Origin of the sequence: Catenulispora yoronensis (assembly GCF_039531695.1) — a bacterium.
Taxonomy (GTDB): domain Bacteria; phylum Actinomycetota; class Actinomycetes; order Streptomycetales; family Catenulisporaceae; genus Catenulispora; species Catenulispora yoronensis.
Genome location: NZ_BAAAQN010000030.1, coordinates 42,948 through 58,326, shown reverse-complemented (window position 1 = coordinate 58,326; position 15,379 = coordinate 42,948). Strand labels below are relative to the sequence as shown.

The 15,379-nt window shown below is 70.7% G+C and carries 16 protein-coding genes and 2 pseudogenes; 11 read left to right on the top strand and 7 right to left on the bottom strand.

Annotated features, from left to right (window positions below; translation table 11 throughout):
- Positions 1-327: 327 nt before the first annotated feature.
- Positions 328-1,305 (top strand): GNAT family N-acetyltransferase, encoded by a 978-nt coding sequence (locus ABD481_RS23885; RefSeq protein WP_344667972.1) that lies wholly within the window; start codon positions 328-330, stop codon positions 1,303-1,305.
- A gap of 83 nt (positions 1,306-1,388) precedes the next feature.
- On the opposite strand, the gene ABD481_RS23880 is transcribed toward ABD481_RS23885, so the two are convergent.
- The gene (locus ABD481_RS23880) at positions 1,389-1,991 is read right to left on the bottom strand and encodes a TetR/AcrR family transcriptional regulator (protein WP_344667971.1); all 603 of its coding nucleotides are present in this window, start codon (positions 1,989-1,991) and stop codon (positions 1,389-1,391) included.
- Positions 1,992-2,014: 23 nt separating this feature from the next.
- Entirely contained in the window at positions 2,015-2,722 is a 708-nt protein-coding gene (locus ABD481_RS23875) for an SDR family NAD(P)-dependent oxidoreductase (protein ID WP_344667970.1), read from the bottom strand.
- A 206-nt stretch (positions 2,723-2,928) separates the two neighbouring features.
- Between ABD481_RS23875 and ABD481_RS23870 the strand changes: the two genes are divergently transcribed.
- Entirely contained in the window at positions 2,929-3,516 is a 588-nt protein-coding gene (locus ABD481_RS23870; protein ID WP_344667969.1) for a TetR/AcrR family transcriptional regulator, read from the top strand.
- Positions 3,517-3,613: 97 nt separating this feature from the next.
- A complete protein-coding gene (locus ABD481_RS23865) occupies positions 3,614-5,125 on the top strand; it encodes an MFS transporter (RefSeq protein ID WP_344667968.1) in 1,512 nt (503 codons plus the stop codon).
- A 158-nt stretch (positions 5,126-5,283) separates the two neighbouring features.
- On the opposite strand, the gene ABD481_RS23860 is transcribed toward ABD481_RS23865, so the two are convergent.
- A complete protein-coding gene (locus ABD481_RS23860; protein ID WP_344667967.1) occupies positions 5,284-5,619 on the bottom strand; it encodes a hypothetical protein in 336 nt (111 codons plus the stop codon).
- A gap of 226 nt (positions 5,620-5,845) precedes the next feature.
- On the opposite strand from ABD481_RS23860, the gene ABD481_RS23855 reads away from it, so the two are divergent.
- Entirely contained in the window at positions 5,846-6,748 is a 903-nt protein-coding gene (locus ABD481_RS23855) for an RICIN domain-containing protein (protein WP_344667966.1), read from the top strand.
- A gap of 66 nt (positions 6,749-6,814) precedes the next feature.
- Here the strand turns inward: ABD481_RS23855 and ABD481_RS23850 are convergent, their stop codons facing one another.
- Positions 6,815-7,654, bottom strand: a complete 840-nt coding sequence (locus ABD481_RS23850; RefSeq protein WP_344668030.1) for a class I SAM-dependent methyltransferase — start codon at positions 7,652-7,654, stop codon at positions 6,815-6,817.
- A gap of 27 nt (positions 7,655-7,681) precedes the next feature.
- A complete protein-coding gene (locus ABD481_RS23845; RefSeq protein ID WP_344667965.1) occupies positions 7,682-8,503 on the bottom strand; it encodes a LysR family substrate-binding domain-containing protein in 822 nt (273 codons plus the stop codon).
- 57 nt (positions 8,504-8,560) lie between these two features.
- Between ABD481_RS23845 and ABD481_RS23840 the strand changes: the two are divergent.
- Positions 8,561-8,962: pseudogene (locus ABD481_RS23840) on the top strand (DUF5997 family protein); the annotation flags it as partial.
- Between the two features lie 28 nt (positions 8,963-8,990).
- Here the strand turns inward: ABD481_RS23840 and ABD481_RS23835 are convergent.
- Positions 8,991-10,115: an AraC family transcriptional regulator gene (locus ABD481_RS23835; protein WP_344667964.1), complete on the bottom strand. Its 1,125-nt coding sequence runs from the start codon at positions 10,113-10,115 to the stop codon at positions 8,991-8,993.
- 144 nt (positions 10,116-10,259) lie between these two features.
- Between ABD481_RS23835 and ABD481_RS23830 the strand changes: the two genes are divergently transcribed.
- Positions 10,260-10,577 carry a hypothetical protein gene (locus ABD481_RS23830; RefSeq protein ID WP_344667963.1) on the top strand — a complete coding sequence of 106 codons (318 nt, stop codon included), beginning with the start codon at positions 10,260-10,262 and terminating at the stop codon, positions 10,575-10,577.
- A 253-nt stretch (positions 10,578-10,830) separates the two neighbouring features.
- Complete coding sequence (locus ABD481_RS23825; RefSeq protein WP_344667962.1) at positions 10,831-11,961, top strand: peptidoglycan recognition protein family protein; 1,131 nt, start codon at positions 10,831-10,833, stop codon at positions 11,959-11,961.
- A gap of 26 nt (positions 11,962-11,987) precedes the next feature.
- On the opposite strand, the gene ABD481_RS23820 is transcribed toward ABD481_RS23825, so the two are convergent.
- Positions 11,988-13,058, bottom strand: coding sequence for an Rv2578c family radical SAM protein (locus ABD481_RS23820; RefSeq protein WP_344667961.1), 1,071 nt, complete (start codon positions 13,056-13,058; stop codon positions 11,988-11,990).
- Between the two features lie 78 nt (positions 13,059-13,136).
- Between ABD481_RS23820 and ABD481_RS23815 the strand changes: the two genes are divergently transcribed.
- The 4 genes and pseudogenes from ABD481_RS23815 (at position 13,137) to ABD481_RS23800 (ending at position 15,378) form a co-directional block, all read left to right on the top strand.
- Positions 13,137-13,814, top strand: a complete 678-nt coding sequence (locus tag ABD481_RS23815; RefSeq protein ID WP_344667960.1) for a hypothetical protein — start codon at positions 13,137-13,139, stop codon at positions 13,812-13,814.
- Between the two features lie 116 nt (positions 13,815-13,930).
- Complete coding sequence (locus ABD481_RS23810) at positions 13,931-14,110, top strand: hypothetical protein (RefSeq protein ID WP_344667959.1); 180 nt, start codon at positions 13,931-13,933, stop codon at positions 14,108-14,110.
- A complete protein-coding gene (locus ABD481_RS23805; RefSeq protein ID WP_344667958.1) occupies positions 14,107-15,261 on the top strand; it encodes a UbiA family prenyltransferase in 1,155 nt (384 codons plus the stop codon). The genes ABD481_RS23810 and ABD481_RS23805 overlap by 4 nt, the downstream gene beginning before the upstream one ends.
- A pseudogene (locus tag ABD481_RS23800) lies at positions 15,177-15,378 on the top strand (VOC family protein). Before ABD481_RS23805 ends, ABD481_RS23800 begins: the two are co-directional and overlap by 85 nt.
- Position 15,379: the final 1 nt, after the last annotated feature.

Genomic DNA, 15,379 nt, shown 5'->3' with positions numbered 1-15,379 from the left:
CCCCGATGCGAATGGCCGCTCCCACCTGCGGTGATAGGATAACAGGCCCCTGAATTACCGCCACGAATCACCCCCACGATGACCATCGCGGACCGTTCATCTCACGGCCAGACAAACCCCGGTAACCGTGCATCTCGGCAGTCCGTCGAGACCCGAAATGCCGAGCGATCGCCGAAGAACTCGCCACTCGTCAGCCGCGTCCCCACCATCGCAGGTGAGTGCCGCCGGATATTCGAATGCCTCTCCGGCCGAGTACGTCGTAGGGTGGCCCGGCGCCAATGATCATGAATGGCGCGATGGAACAAACCTCTTTCTCAGGAGACAGATTTGCCTGCTGGTGCCGCGATCACCATCCGTCCGCTCGCCGAGTCCGACATCGACGCCGTGCGCCCGCTGATAGTGCGGGACCCGGCCAGCGCCTTGTCCGGGGAGTCCTTCCTCGACAAGCTCGCCGCCCGGCAGTACCGGCCCGAGTGGACCTGGCTCGCCGTCGACGACGCGTCGGATGCGCCGCTGGCCGTGGCGGTGTGGTGGGGCGCGTCGGCCCAGGACCACCCCGGGGCGCTGGACGCGATCCTGGTGGCCGAGTCCGTTCCCGGTGCGGACCGGGTCGAGCTGGTCGCCGCGGTTCTGCGGGCCGGCCAGGAGGCCTTCGCCGCCGGTGAAGACCGGCGGCTGCCGGATTACCACGTGTTCGTGCCCGGCGACTGGCGGGAGCGGCCGGAGGTGGTCGAGGCGCTGGCCTGGCGGACGGCCGCGGCCGCGCGGGCCGGGCTGACCGAGCGGTTGGAGCGGCTGCGCTACGAGTGGATCGTCGAGGGCGCGGAGCCGCCGGAGCCGTCCGAGCGGCTGACCTTCCACGCCGAGCCCGACGACGAGGTGTTCGTCGGCCTGTTCGCGCGGGTGCTGGAGTCTTCGCTGGACCACACCTCCGTCACCGAGGCGGCGGCGGTCGGCGCCGAGGCGCAGGCCCGCTCCGACGTGGAGTTCTACCGCGACGTGATGCTGGGGGAGCGGTCCTGGTGGCGGATCGCCAAGGACGCCGAGGGCCGGACGGTCGGATTCGGCTTCCCGTCCCGGAACCCCGGTGCGCACGTGGTGGGGTATCTCGGCGTGCTGCCGGAGTTCCGAGGCAACGGCTACGTCGGCGACATCCTCGACGAGATCCTGCGGATCCTGGTGGTCGAGGTCGGGGCGACCATGGTGCGGGCCGACACCGACTTGGCGAACGTGCCCATGGCGACGGCGATGGAGCGTGCCGGGTTCCTGAACTTCGCACGACGGCTGGTGTACTCCGCCCCGTGAGGGCCGAAGTGAGGGCTGAAACGAGCGCCGAAGTGAGGGCCAAACGAGCGCCGAGCGACCAGACGCGCTCGGCGCCCCAAGCCTCAGCCCTGAATGACACTCCGCACCGCCGCCAGCATCGCGTCGCGATGCCGGGCCAGCCGCTCCGGCGCCATCGGATCCCCGCCCGCGGCGGCCCACAAGGCGCTGGGCGCGGCCAGCCAGCCCTCCGACATCCGCAGGACCAGCGCGAACAGCTCCGCCGCCGGCAGGTCGTCGCGCACGCGTCCCCGCTGCTGCGCCTCCGCGATCGCTTGCAGGCGCAGGCGATACGCGGCCAGTTCCTCCTCCGTCGGTTCGCCGCGCTCGAACGCCCGCCAGTGGGCGATTCGCCGGGCTTCGGGATTGGCGAGTATGTAGTCGAAGCGTGCAGCGGCGAAGGCGACCAGATCGCCGTCCGGGAGCGGCACGGCGGCCATGACAGCGCGCGACTGGTCGTCCACGACCGCGTCGAACAGCCGGTCCTTGTCCCCGAAGTAGACGTAGATCAGCCGCTTGTTGGCCCCGGCGCGCTCGGCGATCCGGTCCACCCGCGCCCCGGCCAGGCCGTACTCGGCGAACTCCGTGGTGGCCGCGCGCAGCAGCGCGGCCTTGGTCGCCTCGGCGTCGCGGGGGCGGGGCTGCCGCGCCGCGGTGGGTGCACTCACGCGGCCCACGCTAGTGGAGCCGATCACCAGTCGACGGGGCCGGCCGCCTCGAAGAACCCGCCGGTGGGTCCGTCGGGCCCGACCTGCGCCATCCGCACGATGACCGCCGCGCCCTCGGCGACCGTCTGCGTCCCGGCGTTGTGGTTCAGATCGGTGGCGGTGTAGCCGGGGTCGACGGCGTTGATCCGGATCCCGGGGAACGCCTTCGCGTACTGCACCGTCAGCATGTTCACGGCCGCCTTCGAGGCCGGGTACTCCACTCCCGGGTAGAAGTGCGTGAACGACTCCGGATCGGCGAGCTCCCGGGTCAGCGCCAGCCCGCTGCTGACGTTGACCACGGCCGGGGCCGGCGACGCCTGCAACAGCGGCAGAAACGCGTGCAGCATACGCACCTGTCCGAAGACGTTCGCCTCGAACACGGCCCGCATCGAGTCCCCGGTGACGTCGCCCGCCGGCAGGAACCCGCCGTCGGCCGCCCGCGGCTCGATCCCGGCGTTGTTGACCAGCACGTCCAGCCCGCCCTCGGCGGCGACGGTCTTCGCCGCGGCGGTGACCGAGGCGTCGTCCGTGACGTCGATCTGCACGAACCGGGCCCCGAGCTCGGCGGCCGCGGCCTGTCCGCGCGCGCCGTCGCGCGCCCCGACGTAGACGGTGTGGCCGGCGGCGAGCAGCTGGCGGGCAGTCTCGTGGCCGAGACCCTTGTTGGCGCCGGTGACGAGGATGGTGCTCATGAGGGCTCCGATCGTGGAGGGCGGTCTGTACGGGTGGAGGGCGGTCTGTGCGGGTGGTTCAGGCCGTGTAACTAACTGGATAGTTACACGGTATCACGCCCGCCCGACCGCTCCTCGACCCTCGCTGTACGAAACGGTTTCGTTTCGCACCCGGACCGTGCTACTGTACGAAACAGTTTCGTACACCACGCTGAAAGGACTCCGCCATGGAAGCCGGGCCGAAGCTTGATCCCGACCGGGAGCAGGCGATCCTCGGCGCCACGCTGGAGCTGCTGGCCGAGGGCGGCTACGACGCCCTGCGGCTGGACGCGGTCGCGACCCGGGCCAAGGCGAGCAAGGCGACGCTGTACCGCCACTGGCCCGGGAAGGCCGACCTCGTGGTGGCCGCGATCAAGTGCTTCGAGCAGGCCGACCTCAGCCGGAACACCGACACCGGCAGCCTGCGGGGCGACCTGATCGCGACGCTGCGCGGCGTGCGGGAGCTGATGACCGGCCCGACGGGGCAGATCATGAGCGGGCTGCTGGTCGCCGTGCAGAAGGACGCCGAGCTGGCCGAGGCCGTGCGGACCTCGATGTTGGAGGACAAGGAGCAGGTGACGCAGCGGATGCTCGACCGGGCCGTCGCCCGGGGCGAACTGCCCGCGGACACCGACCCGACGATCTTCCCCGAGATCGCCCCCGCCCTGCTGTTCATGCGGATATTCGTCTACGGCAGCGCTGTGGACGACGGATACCTGGACCATCTGACCGACGACATCCTCATTCCCCTGATGGCCAGGCGCTTCGGCGACTGACCTTCTCCCGACGCAGGACCGCGCGCCCCGGGCGGGTCGCGTGCCGATCGAGTGCTGCCTGAAACCGGGCGCTTTTTCCGAAAGTGAGTAAGCACACATGTCAACCTCCACGGATCGGGTTCCGTCCGCGGCGCCGGCCGCGACGGACACCGGGGCGGGCGCGGATCCGCGGCGTTGGGCGGCGCTGGTCGTCATCGCCATCGCCCAGCTGATGATCGTGCTCGACGGCACCATCGTGAACATCGCGCTGCCGACCATGCAGCACGCGCTGCACATATCCGAGGTCAACAAGCAGTGGGTGATCACCGCCTACGCCCTGGCCTTCGGCGCGTTCCTGCTGCTCGGCGGCCGGGTCGCCGACTACACCGGACGGCGCCGGGCCTTCGTCATCGGCCTGCTGGGCTTCGCCGCGGCCTCCGCGCTCGGCGGCGCCGCCGTCAACCAGGCCATGCTCTACGGCGCCCGCGGCCTGCAGGGCGTCTTCGGCGCGCTGATGGCCCCGGCCGCGCTGTCGCTGCTGACCGTCACCTTCACCGAGGAGAAGGAGCGGGCCCGGGCCTTCGGCGTCTACGGCGCCATCGCCGGCGGCGGCACCGCCATCGGCCTGATCCTGGGCGGCGTGCTCACGCAGTACGCCTCGTGGCGCTGGACGCTGCTGGTGAACGTCCCGATCGCGGTCGCCGCCGCCTTCGCCGCCACCCGCTACCTGGACGAGAGCAAGGCCGCGGGCAACACCAAGTACGACATCCCCGGCGCGCTGACCTCCACCGCCGGCCTGGCCGCCCTGGTCTACGGGTTCAACAAGGCCAACACCGATGGCTGGAGCTCCGGCACCACGCTGGGTCTGCTGGCCGTCGGCGTGCTGCTGCTGGCCGCCTTCGTCGTCATCGAGGTGCGCACCTCGCACCCGCTGCTGCCGATGCGCGTCATCCTGGACCGCAACCGCGGCGGCTCGTTCCTCAGCTCCCTGCTGCTCGGTGTCGGCCTGTTCGGCGTCTTCATCTTCCTGACCTACTACATGCAGGGCATCCTGGGGTACTCGGCCCTGAAGTCCGGCTTCGCGTTCCTGCCGTTCACCTTCGCGGTGGTCGCCGGCGCCGGGGTGTCGACCCGCTTCCTGCCCGCCGTCGGGCCGCGCATCCTGATGTTCGTCGGCTTCATGCTGGCCGTGGTCGGCATGGTGCTGTTCACCCGGATCGGCGTGGACACCGCCTACGCCACCCACGTGATCCCGGCCGAGGCGATCATGGCCTTCGGTGTCGGCCTGTTCTTCGTGCCGCTGTCCTCCACGTCGCTGATCGGCGTCGCCGACCACGACGCCGGCGTGGCCTCGGCCCTGGTGAACACCACGCAGCAGATCGGCGGCGCGCTCGGCACCGCGATGCTGGTGACCTTCGCGACCAGCGCGACGACCAGCTACGCCAAGGCGCACGCCGCCACCGCCGGCAGCCCCGAGGTGTTGGCCGCCCACGCCCAGGTCCACGGCTACATCGTGGCCTTCACGTGGAGTGCCGCCATCCTGGCGGTCGCGGCCGTCGTGGTCGGCGTGCTGGTCAAGGCGCGCAAGAGCGACCTGCCGACCGGCACCGCGGCTGTGCACGTCGGCTGAGCAGATCGGCTGAGCAGGCCGGCTGACCAGGCTGGCTGAGCAGGCCGGTTGAACACGTCGGCCGGGCAGGTCGGCTGACCAGGTCGGCCGAGCCCGCGAGTCGGGCCGCCGGCCGAGCCCGCGACCGCACCGCTCACCCGGCGCCGCCGCCCCCGTCCTCAGTGCGAGGAGTGCGGGGGCGCCGGCGCCGGGTGCTGCTGTTCCATGTGCACGAACTCGAACACCGCCGCCTGCCCGGTGCCGATCGTGATGTGTTCCCCGTTGTAGCGCCACAGCCCCACGCCGCCCTCGCACGGCACCGACAGTTCGGTCACCTGTTCGGTGGTGGTGATGACGCGGTTGTTGGTCCGGACACCCGAGGGTTCGGGCCCGTCCTGCAGATAGACGACATACACCATGGTGATCACCGCCTTCGCACCTAGCAGACCATGCCCGGTGCCGCTTCGCACGTCGCGGGGGTCGCGGCCGGTATCGGTGGACCCCTCCTGGACCATGTTCGCACCACCGGGCGGCGCGGCGCGTCCTTGATCGGTTCCATGAACCCGCCGCCTACACTCCGTATCAGACCTCGATGTACCAGATTTCGATCGAAAGCGATACGGATTGCTCATCCCCAGCCGTCGCGCCTCCCGCCGGGCGCTCGCCGTACTGCTCGTCACTCTGGCCGCCGGAGCACTCGCCGCTCTGGCACCGTCCGCCCCCGCGTCGGCCGTATCGGCTGTGCCAGCCGTATCGGCTCCGCCGACCGCGGCCCAGCACGCCGACGGAACGCACCGCGCGTCCCGCACCTTGCTGCCGACCGGCGGCGCCAAAGCCCCGGCCTCGACCATCATGTGCGCGAAAGTCGCGGCCAAGGCCGGATTCTCCTTCACCAAGACGGTTTCCACCTCCGCCGGGGCCCAGCCGCAGATCGTGGTGGCCGTCGCGGTCGCCATGGCCGAGTCCAGCTGCACGCCCCGCGCCAAGAACGTCAACAACGACGGCGGCTCGGTCGACCGCGGCCTGTGGCAGATGAACAGCCGCTACCACCCCGAGGTCTCCGACAGCTGCGCCTACCAGATCCAGTGCAACGCCAACGCGGCCTGGAAGGTGTCGAACCACGGCGCGAGCTGGTCGCCGTGGAGCGCCTACAACAACGGTTCCTGGAAAAGCTTCCTGGGCAACGCCCGCGCCGCGATCTCCGGCGGCTTCACCTTCATGCTCGGCAATCAGGCCGCCGGCGACTGCCTGGCCGCCGACCGTGCCGACCATTCCGACGGCGCCCACGTCTGGCAGTGGAACTGCGACCCGGCCGACAACTATCAGCAGTGGACCGTCGTCTCGACCGTCGGCGCCGCGCCGATGCTGCGCAACCTGGCCGCCGGAACTTGTCTGACCTGGGACGACGCGAAGACCGGCAACGGAGCCGCGCTGATCCAGAAGGCCTGCGCCACCGGGAACGCCGCCCAGCAGGTCGCCTTCGTCGGTACCGGCCGCCTCAACGTCGCCGGCGAGGCCGACGCGCTGATGCAGAATCCGCGCGCCGGCACCTGCGTCGTCGCCGACAAGACGGCGATCGGCAACGCCAAGCCCGTCAAGCAATGGGCCTGTTCCAGCAACGACCGCTACCAGATGTGGAACTGAGCGCCGGGGCTGGTTGAGACCGGCTGAGACGCGCCCCGGGGGCAGCGGCGCCCGGCGCCCGGTCGCTCAGTCTTCCGTGTACCAGATCCGCACCTCGGCGCTCGGCTGCCGCTCCGAGAACAGCCCCGACGGCGACTCGTCCCGCAGCAGCCGCCGCAGCTCCGCCTCGAAGGCGTCGCGCAGTGCGCCGAACAGGTGCGGCGCCGCGTATGACAGCGAGAACGTCCCGGCCACCACGTCGTCCTCGGTCCGCACCAGATGCTGCCCGCCGCGCACGATGTGCTGGTCCGGGCCGTCGAAGCCGGCCCGCGCCAGCACCGCGGCCTCGTCGCCGGGGGTGCCGTGGGGCAGCGTGCCCTGCCCGGCGCGCCGCACCGGGCCGAGGTACTGCCGGACCAGGTCCTCGATCGCCGTGTAGGGGGCCGCCGGGTGCGGCAGGCCCTCGGCCGTCCGCATCTCGTTCTTCCATTCCGCTATGTGCACCAGCGCTCCGCCCGGGCGGAGCATGGCGTAGATGGTGGCCGGGACCAGGTCGCGGTCCACCCAGTGGAAGGACTGGCCGAAGGTGACGGCGTCGAAGGTGCCCAGGCCGGCCGGCAGGTCCTCGGCGCGCATCCGCAGCCAGCTGGTCCGGTGCGCCACGCCCGCGCCGTCGGCCCACAGCTCGGCCTCGGCGATCATCTCGGGGTCCGGGTCCAGCCCGACCACCTCGCCGAAGTACGGGGCCAGCGACACGCCTATCGTCCCGGGACCGCAGCCCACGTCGAGCACGCGCTGGGTGCTGTCGGCCGCCAGGACCTTGGCGATGACCTCGGCCGTCCCGGGTGCGTAGGGGATGCGACCCCGGCGGTAGAAGGCGGCGGTGCCCGCGAACAAGGTCTCGTCCCATTGCCAGCCGGCCGTCATGTCCACCCCGGGTCCACCTTTCACTATTTACTTGCGGCGCCGCGGCTTCGCGGGTTTCGCTCCCTGCCGCCGGCCCGATCCCGTCCCGGAGCCCGTCCCGGGGCGCGGCGCCGATCCGGTTCTGCCGGCGGCCGCGGGCTTCTGCTGCTGGCCCTGCTTCTGGCTCTGCTTCTGGGCCGGTTTCTGGCCCTGCTTCTGCTTCTGGTCCGCGGCCCCCGGCGCGGGCGGGGTCGCGGCGCGGCCGCGCGAGCTGTTGACGGTCCGCCCCCGTACGATCCCGATGAATTCTTCCACCAGGTCGGTGGTCTGCCCTTCCAGCCAGGACAGCGCCACGGTCGACTGCGCGGCGTCCTCGGTCATCGGCCGGTAGGTGAGGTCGCGGCGGTGGTGCAGGCGGGCCAGCGACTGCGGCACCAGCAGCACCCCGATCCCGGCGGCCACCAGCTCGACGGCGTCGGCGGTGCTGGCCGGGCGTTCGATCGCGGGCTGCCCGGGCAGCGTCTCCCATTCCAGGGTGTCGTCCATCGGATGCAGCACGATGTAGTCGCCCAGGTCGGCCGGCGCGGCCTCCTCGACGGCGGTCACTTCGTGGTCCTTGGGGACCACGACCACGGTGGCCTCGGTGTAGAGCGGGATCGCGCTGAGCAGCGCGCGGTCGACCGGAAGGCGCAGCAGCGCGGCGTCGGCCGAGCCGTCCTTGACGGCCTGCTCGGCCTCGTCCGGGGTCAGCGCCAGCAGCTCCAGCGGGACGTCGGGGAGCCGCTCGGCCCACGTCCGCACCCACTTGGCGGGGGTCACCCCGGGGACGTACGCGAGCCGGAACGTCGGGGGCGCCTGCGTGCCAGTCACCCGGCCAGGGTACCGGGCAAGATCCGGCCTGCCGCGAGGGCTCGCTACGCTGGACCCATGACGTCGCAGAAGTCCCCCCAGTCGATGAAGCCCGCGACCGCGGCCAAGAAGCTGGGCGTGTACCTGGAAGCCACCCCCGCGGAGTTCCAGGAAGGCGTCGTCACCCGTGACGAGCTGAACGCCCTGCAAACCGACCCGCCGCAGTGGCTGCGCGAGCTGCGCCGCGACGGGCCGCACCCGCGCCCCGTGGTGGCCGGCAAGCTCGGGATCTCGATCTCCGGCCTGGCCCGCGGCGGGATCGAGGAGGCGCTGACCACCGAGCAGATCGACGCGCTGAAGGCCGACGAGCCGGAGTGGCTGCGCACCGAGCGGGCGATCCAGGGCGAGGTGCGGCGCGAGGCCCTGCGGGTCAAGGAGAAGCACGCCAAGGAGAAGAAGGCCGAGGAGCGCAAGCAGGCCGAGGCGCTCGCCGAGGCGCACGCGGCGCCTACGCGGCGTCCGTCGCGTCCTTCGCGTCCGTCGCGGCAGTCCTCCTCGCCGGCCCGGCGGACGTTCGGGGGCCGGGGACGCTGACCGTCCCGTCCCGGGTCCACCGCCGCATGGCCCGTCGCAGGGCCCGGGGGTCGCTGTAGCCGAGCCGGACGGCGATGGCGGCCGTCGGGGTCCCGGCCGCCTCCAGGGTCGCCGCATGGGCGCTCCTGGCCCGATCGAGTTCGCGCTGCCAGGTGGTGCCGTGATCGCCGAGGCGGCGTTGCAGGGTGCGCGGCGTGACCGCCATGGTGCGCGCCAGCCGCGCCAGTGACGGGGCGGCTCCGTCGGCGACGACCGCCCGCGCGAGGGCCTGGTCGAACCGCTCCCACCAGCCCGGCACCGGCCGCGCTTCGGCGGTCAGCAGGTCGGCGTAATGCGCCAGGATCCGCGTCAGCGTCGGGTCGGCGGGCCGCCCGCCGCGGGTGTCGGCGGCCAGGAACGTCAGCGAGTTGGCCGGGCGCCCGAAGTCCATGCGGCCGGTGCCGAACGCGTCGACGAGGTGCCGGTGGCGGCGCGGCGCCCGGTGGGCGAAACCGACGTGCACCGGGGCCACCTCCCGGCCGACGGTCTCCCGGCAGCGCCGCAGGATCAGGGCCATGACGAACTCGTGGATCCCCTCCGCGGCGCCGGTCCATGGGGTCTCGGAGCTGTAGCCGATGGTGAGCAGCGCGCCGTCCTCCTGGACGGTCATCACCGCCGACGGGTCGACCAGCAGGTGCAGCCGCTCGGCGGCCAGGCGCGCGCCGGCGGCGAGGTCGCCGCCCCTGGTGAACAGGTAGTCCCAGACGTGCAGCTGCCCGAGCGCGGCGCCCTCGGCGACCCGCAACCCGGCCCCGGGTGCCGGCGCGGCGGCGGTGAACAGCTCCCACAGCCGCAGCAGCGAGGCGGTCGGCGGCCGGATGGAGTCGTCGGCGAGGGCGTCCGGGGTCAGTCCTGGCAGGTGCGCGGTGCTGGCTTCGCGCAGGCCTGAGTGTCGCGCGGTGCGCAGGACCAGGCGGGTCAGGTGGGAGGAGACGGTGTCGGGGGTCTTGGGCGTGGGTGTGGGTGCGGATGTGGGTGTGGGTGTGGATGTGCGTGTCATGGCGACTCAGCCCCCTGTGAAGATCGCTGTCGCGTCCGGTCCCCATCCTGTCGTCTCCGGCCGCCCTGTGCGCCGCCGGCCGAACCTAGGTTTGCCAGGGAGCGGCCGGGAACGTCGGCCGGTGTATAAGGGAGCTGATACAGCATGGCGGTCTTCATCGTGATGGACTGGGACGAGACCGAGGCCGACTACTTCGGGATCGTGTCCCGAATGGGTGTGCAGGGCACCCCGGCCGAGGGCATCCACCTGCACCTCGCGGGCCCGGCGGCGGGCGGGATGCGGATCGTGGAGGTGTGGGACGAGGCGGCGGGCTTCGAGGCCTTTGTGCGGGACGTGCTGCTGCCGACCGCTGCGGAGGCCGGGATCGCGACCAAGCCGGTCTACACCGTGGTCCCGATCGGGAACGTGTTCGCGCCCGGGTTGGAGGTCATCGAAAAGTTGGCGCGGGAGTTCGCCGGGTAGCCGTTCGGATCGGGGGCGGATCGGGGGCGGATCAGTGCGGACCGGGGCGGAGCGGCGCGGATCGGGCTGACAGGTCTCGTTCTCCGGATCGTCGATCGCAGGACTCTGGACAAGGGCATCCTCCGAGAGTAGAAAACAATCCACATCTATCCGCGATCCAAGAGTAGGGATCCTGTGGTTTCGCGGATGGTGGCCTCTGCTTCACCCGCCCTCATCCAGAGCCCTGCGTCACCGGCCGCCCGAGAGGACCCCCATGGCCTTCCCCGACCGCTCCGTCAGCAGGCGGACCGCGCTGCGCGCCGGCGTCGGCGTCACCGCCGCCGCCGGCCTCGGCCTGCTGCCCCAGCTCGCCGCACCGGCCTCGGCCGCAACCGACGCCACCGGCGGCGCCGACCTGTCGTTCATCATCGACTGCGCCTCCTGGGGTGCCCGGCCGCCGGCCGCGCCGGTGACGATGAAAAGCGGGACCACCCGCAAGATCATCGTGCACCATACCGACTTCCCGAACGTCACGGACTACTCGCGGGCCCAGGCCGTCCACCTGGCCCAGGAGATCCAGGACCTGCACATGGACAAGAACGGCTGGATCGACACCGGCCAGCACTTCACCGTCAGCCGCGGCGGCTTCGTGCTGGAGGGCCGGCACCGCAGCCTGGAGGCGCTCGCCGCCGGCACCGAGCAGGTGCAGGGCGCGCACTGCGTCGGCGAGAACAACCAGGGCATCGGCATCGAGAACGAGGGCACGTACGTCACCGAGACGCCCCCGGCCGCGCTGTTCGAGTCGTTGACGCAGCTCTGCGTCACGATTTGCCGGCAGTACAAGATCGGCGCGAACAACATCTTCGGGCACTGGGACTACAACGACACCGACTGCCCCGGTATCGCCTTCTACCGCCAGTTCCCGACGCTGCGGCACACCGTCGCGAAGCGGCTGGGCCAGACCTCGTTCCCGGACCGGACGTGGCCCGACGTCTTCGTCTCCAACGCCGGCCCGGTGGTGCGGGTGGTGCAGTGGCTGCTGCTGAACCAGGGGTACACGGTGCCGACGACCGGGGCGTTCACGGCCGACACCGTGGCGGCGGTCCAGGACCTTCAGGCGAAGCTCGGCGTCGTCGTGGCCAGCGACGGTACGGTGACCGACCCGACGTGGGAGGCGCTCGGCGCGCCGATCCGCCAGGGCGACAGCGGCAACGCGGTGCAGGCGCTGCAGTCGATCCTGGTGCACAAGGGCTATGCGCTGACGCAGAGCGGCGACTTCGACCACGACACGCACAAGGCGGTGCAGGCGATGCAGCATCTGCACGGTCTGCCGCCGAACGGGAAGGTCGACACCGATACGTGGTGCGCGACGGTGGGCGGGATCATCGCTCCTGAGTTCGGGTAGGTCGGCTGGTTTTCCTACTGATTCGGTCAGGCTCCGGGCTGGAACGGGAGTTCCACGTCATCCCACAACGCGGGTTGGACTTCGGTCGCGCGCGTTGTGGGATTCCCGGGGCCGGCGCCGAGGCTGGGGGCGGGGTCGGCGGCCCGGGGGCGGACCAGCCCATACGCCTTGGCGAGTTCGCGAACCGCCGCCGTGACACGGTCCTGATACCACGTCGGCGTGTAGGAGCCGTTGCGGTAGAGCGCGCGATAGCGGGAAACCAGGTGCGGGTACGTCGCCTGGAGCCACTCGTAGTACCACTCCCGCGCGCCCGGGCGCAGATGCAGCACGATCGGCGTCACCGAATGCGCGCCGGCCTTCGCGATCGCCTCGACAGTGGCGCGCAGCTGCTCGGGCGAGTCGGTCAGGAACGGCAGGATCGGCGCCATCAGCACCGAGCAGCCCAACCCCGAGTCGGCCAGCGTCCGCACCGCGTCCAACCGCCGCGCCGGACTCGGCGTCCCCGCCTCCACGGTCCGCCACACACTGTCGTCGACCGACCCGACCGACATGGCGAGCCGCACCGGCACCTCCCGCGCGACGGCCGTCAACAACGGCAGATCGCGCAGCATCAGCGTGCCCTTGGTGAGGATCGAGAACGGCGTGCCGAAATCCCCCAGCGCCCCGACAATCTCCGGCATCAGCCGATAACGCCCCTCCGCGCGCTGATAGCAGTCCACATTGGTACCCATCGCCACCGCCTCACGCCGCCACGAAGGCCGCGCCAGCTCCCGCCGCAGCACCTCCGGAGCGTTGACCTTGACCACGATCCGCGTATCGAAGTCCAACCCGGCGTCGAGATCCAGGTACGTGTGCGTCTTGCGCGCGAAGCAGTAGACACAGCGGTGCCCACAGCCCCGGTAGGGGTTGATGGTCCACCCGAACATCGGCGCGGCCCCCGGCACCTTGTTGAGCACCGACTTGGCACGCACCTCGTAGAACGTCGCATCCCGGAACCCGGGCGTGTCAAAGGTACGGACGACGACATCCGACGCCTTGAACAGGCCGCCCGCCGCGTCGTCGTCGTTGTCGCTGATCAGCTGCCCGGACCATCTCACTCGACCCACTATAGAACATATGTTCGAGCAGGGGGTTGTGGGATTGTTGGCAGGTCAGAGCGATCCATGGATCGAATCATGTCTATCGGAACAAAACGGCGTAGAAGGGCTGTGCGGCATCCAATGATCATGCTGAGGAGGGCGGGCGGCGGCAGTGGCGAGATGTCGAAGCCCTTCGAAGTGCTCATCGACGGTGTCCAGACCGATCGGATCCATGCCGGCGGCGCTGCCTGCCTGTATCCGCCGGCCGGGTCGCACACGCTCCAGCTCAGGTGCGGGAGTCGGGTGAGCAACGAGTGCAGGGTGGATGTCGCCGATGACACCTACTACTTCTTCATCTGTGCGCCTGACGTCGACCCGGCCGGCACGAATCTCGGCGCCACCGGACCGGAGTGGACCATCGATCTGTCGCCGGACCTCGCGCGGCCCGAAGTTCGGATCCCGTCCAACCTGTTAACGGTGCGACCCCATCCGGTTCTGGCCGGTGGCTTTCTCGGTGGGGCAATCCTCTTCGTCGGGGGCTGGCTTTTAGGGCAGACCGGTGTGGCTCATGACGCTGCTGTTGACCTCGCGATAGGGGGCCTCGCGGTAGGGCTGCCGTCGATGATCGTGGCGAACGTGACCCAGAAGCGGAAGTACAAGAAGCTTCTCAGCGAAGACAGCGAAGACAGCGAAGACAGCGAAGACAGCGAAACCAGGACTATTGCTAGCAAATGGGTCTACGCCTCCGCAGCTCGCCACTTCCGCGATCACTAGCCCCGACATGAGTATCCGTACTCAGGTGCCACCCCCTCCGCCGCTGCGATCCTGATCTGTGGGGCGGGCATGTGCGTCCGCCACGGGCACGTGGGGACCCGACAGGGGAGGACGCTGTGGCTGATCCGGATGGGCCGGGCGGGGGCAGGCGGGCGCCTTTGCGCCGGCGGAAGCGGTCGCGGTGGGAAGTGTTCGGCATGGTGGTGGGCGTGTGTCTGGTGCTGGGCGGGGTGGCCGTTGTCGGGTTCTCGCTGATGGTCACCAGCGCGTTGAACAACTGGGGGAGCAACAAATGAGGGCGCGGGTTCGGGTCTTGGTTGCGTTGTCGCGGCCGCCGGTGTTTCTGTTGCTGATGTTGCACCTGGCGCTCGGTATGGACGGCGCGGCTTCCACTCATGGTTTGCTTCTGCTGGTCCGGGCGTTGTTGCCGTTGGTCGCGTGCCAGGTGTTCTCGGTGGCGTGCAACGATCTGTCGGATATGGCGATCGACGCCGTCAATCTGGCCGGGGATCCCAGTCGGCCGTTGGTCTTCGGGGGGACGGCGCGGCGGGACATGGTCGGGGTCGCGGTCGGGGCGGCGGTGGTCGCTCTCGGTGCCGCGGCGTTCCTTGGCTTGGCGCCGTTCGCCGTCGTCGCGGCGGAGTTGGTGGTCGGGGCCGCGTACTCGTTGCGGCCGGTGCGGTTGGCCGAGCGTGGGGCGTTGGCGGCGGTGACGCTGGCGGTGTGCTTCGTCGTCCTGCCCTACCTGCTCGGGCGCGTGGTGGTCGGCGCGCACCTGTCGGGCCGGGACGCGTTGATGGTCGCAGGCTTGTCGCTGGGATTCGTCGGCCGGATCGTGCTGAAGGACTTCCGGGACGTCCGGGGCGACACCATGTACGGCAAGCGCACGTTCCTCGTCCGCCGCGGACGCGCCCGCACCTGCCGCTTCAGCGCCGGGTGCTGGACCGCCGGCACCGGGGCGATGCTGGTCGCCACGCCGCATCCCGGCGCCGTGCTGACGGCCTCGATCCTCACACAGCTCGCCGCCGCGCTCTGGCTGCTCGACCGCCTCCGGACCGAGACGCATCCCCGCCGCGAGACGATGCTCATCTCCACCATTGCGATCGTCGGCCGGGGCATGCTCCTGACCCTGCTGACCCATCTCGCGCTGCTCGCCGAGGGCTGGTCCGCGGCGCAGCAGGCGGTAACCATCGCGGCGCTGCTCGCCCTCACCCTCGGCCAGTCGCACACGATGCTGACGCGTGGGCCCGCGACGCGTCTGGTGGTCCCGCCCGCGCTGCTTCAGCCGGGTCCTGATCTAGAGTCCTCGGAATGGTCAGCAAATTCACCGAACTCGCCGTCGACTGCGCCGATCCCCGCGCCCTGGCCCGATTCTGGTGCGCCGTCCTCGGCTACGAGGTCCAGGACGAAGAAGGAGACGACGTCGTCTCCATCGGCTCCCCGCTGACGGCGCCCGAAGGGCGGGGCGTGGGCCAAAGGCGACGACGCCACCTGGGTCACGCTCACCGACCCGGAAGGGAACGAGTTCTGCGTCCTGCGGACTCGCACCCCCGACGCGCGCTGAA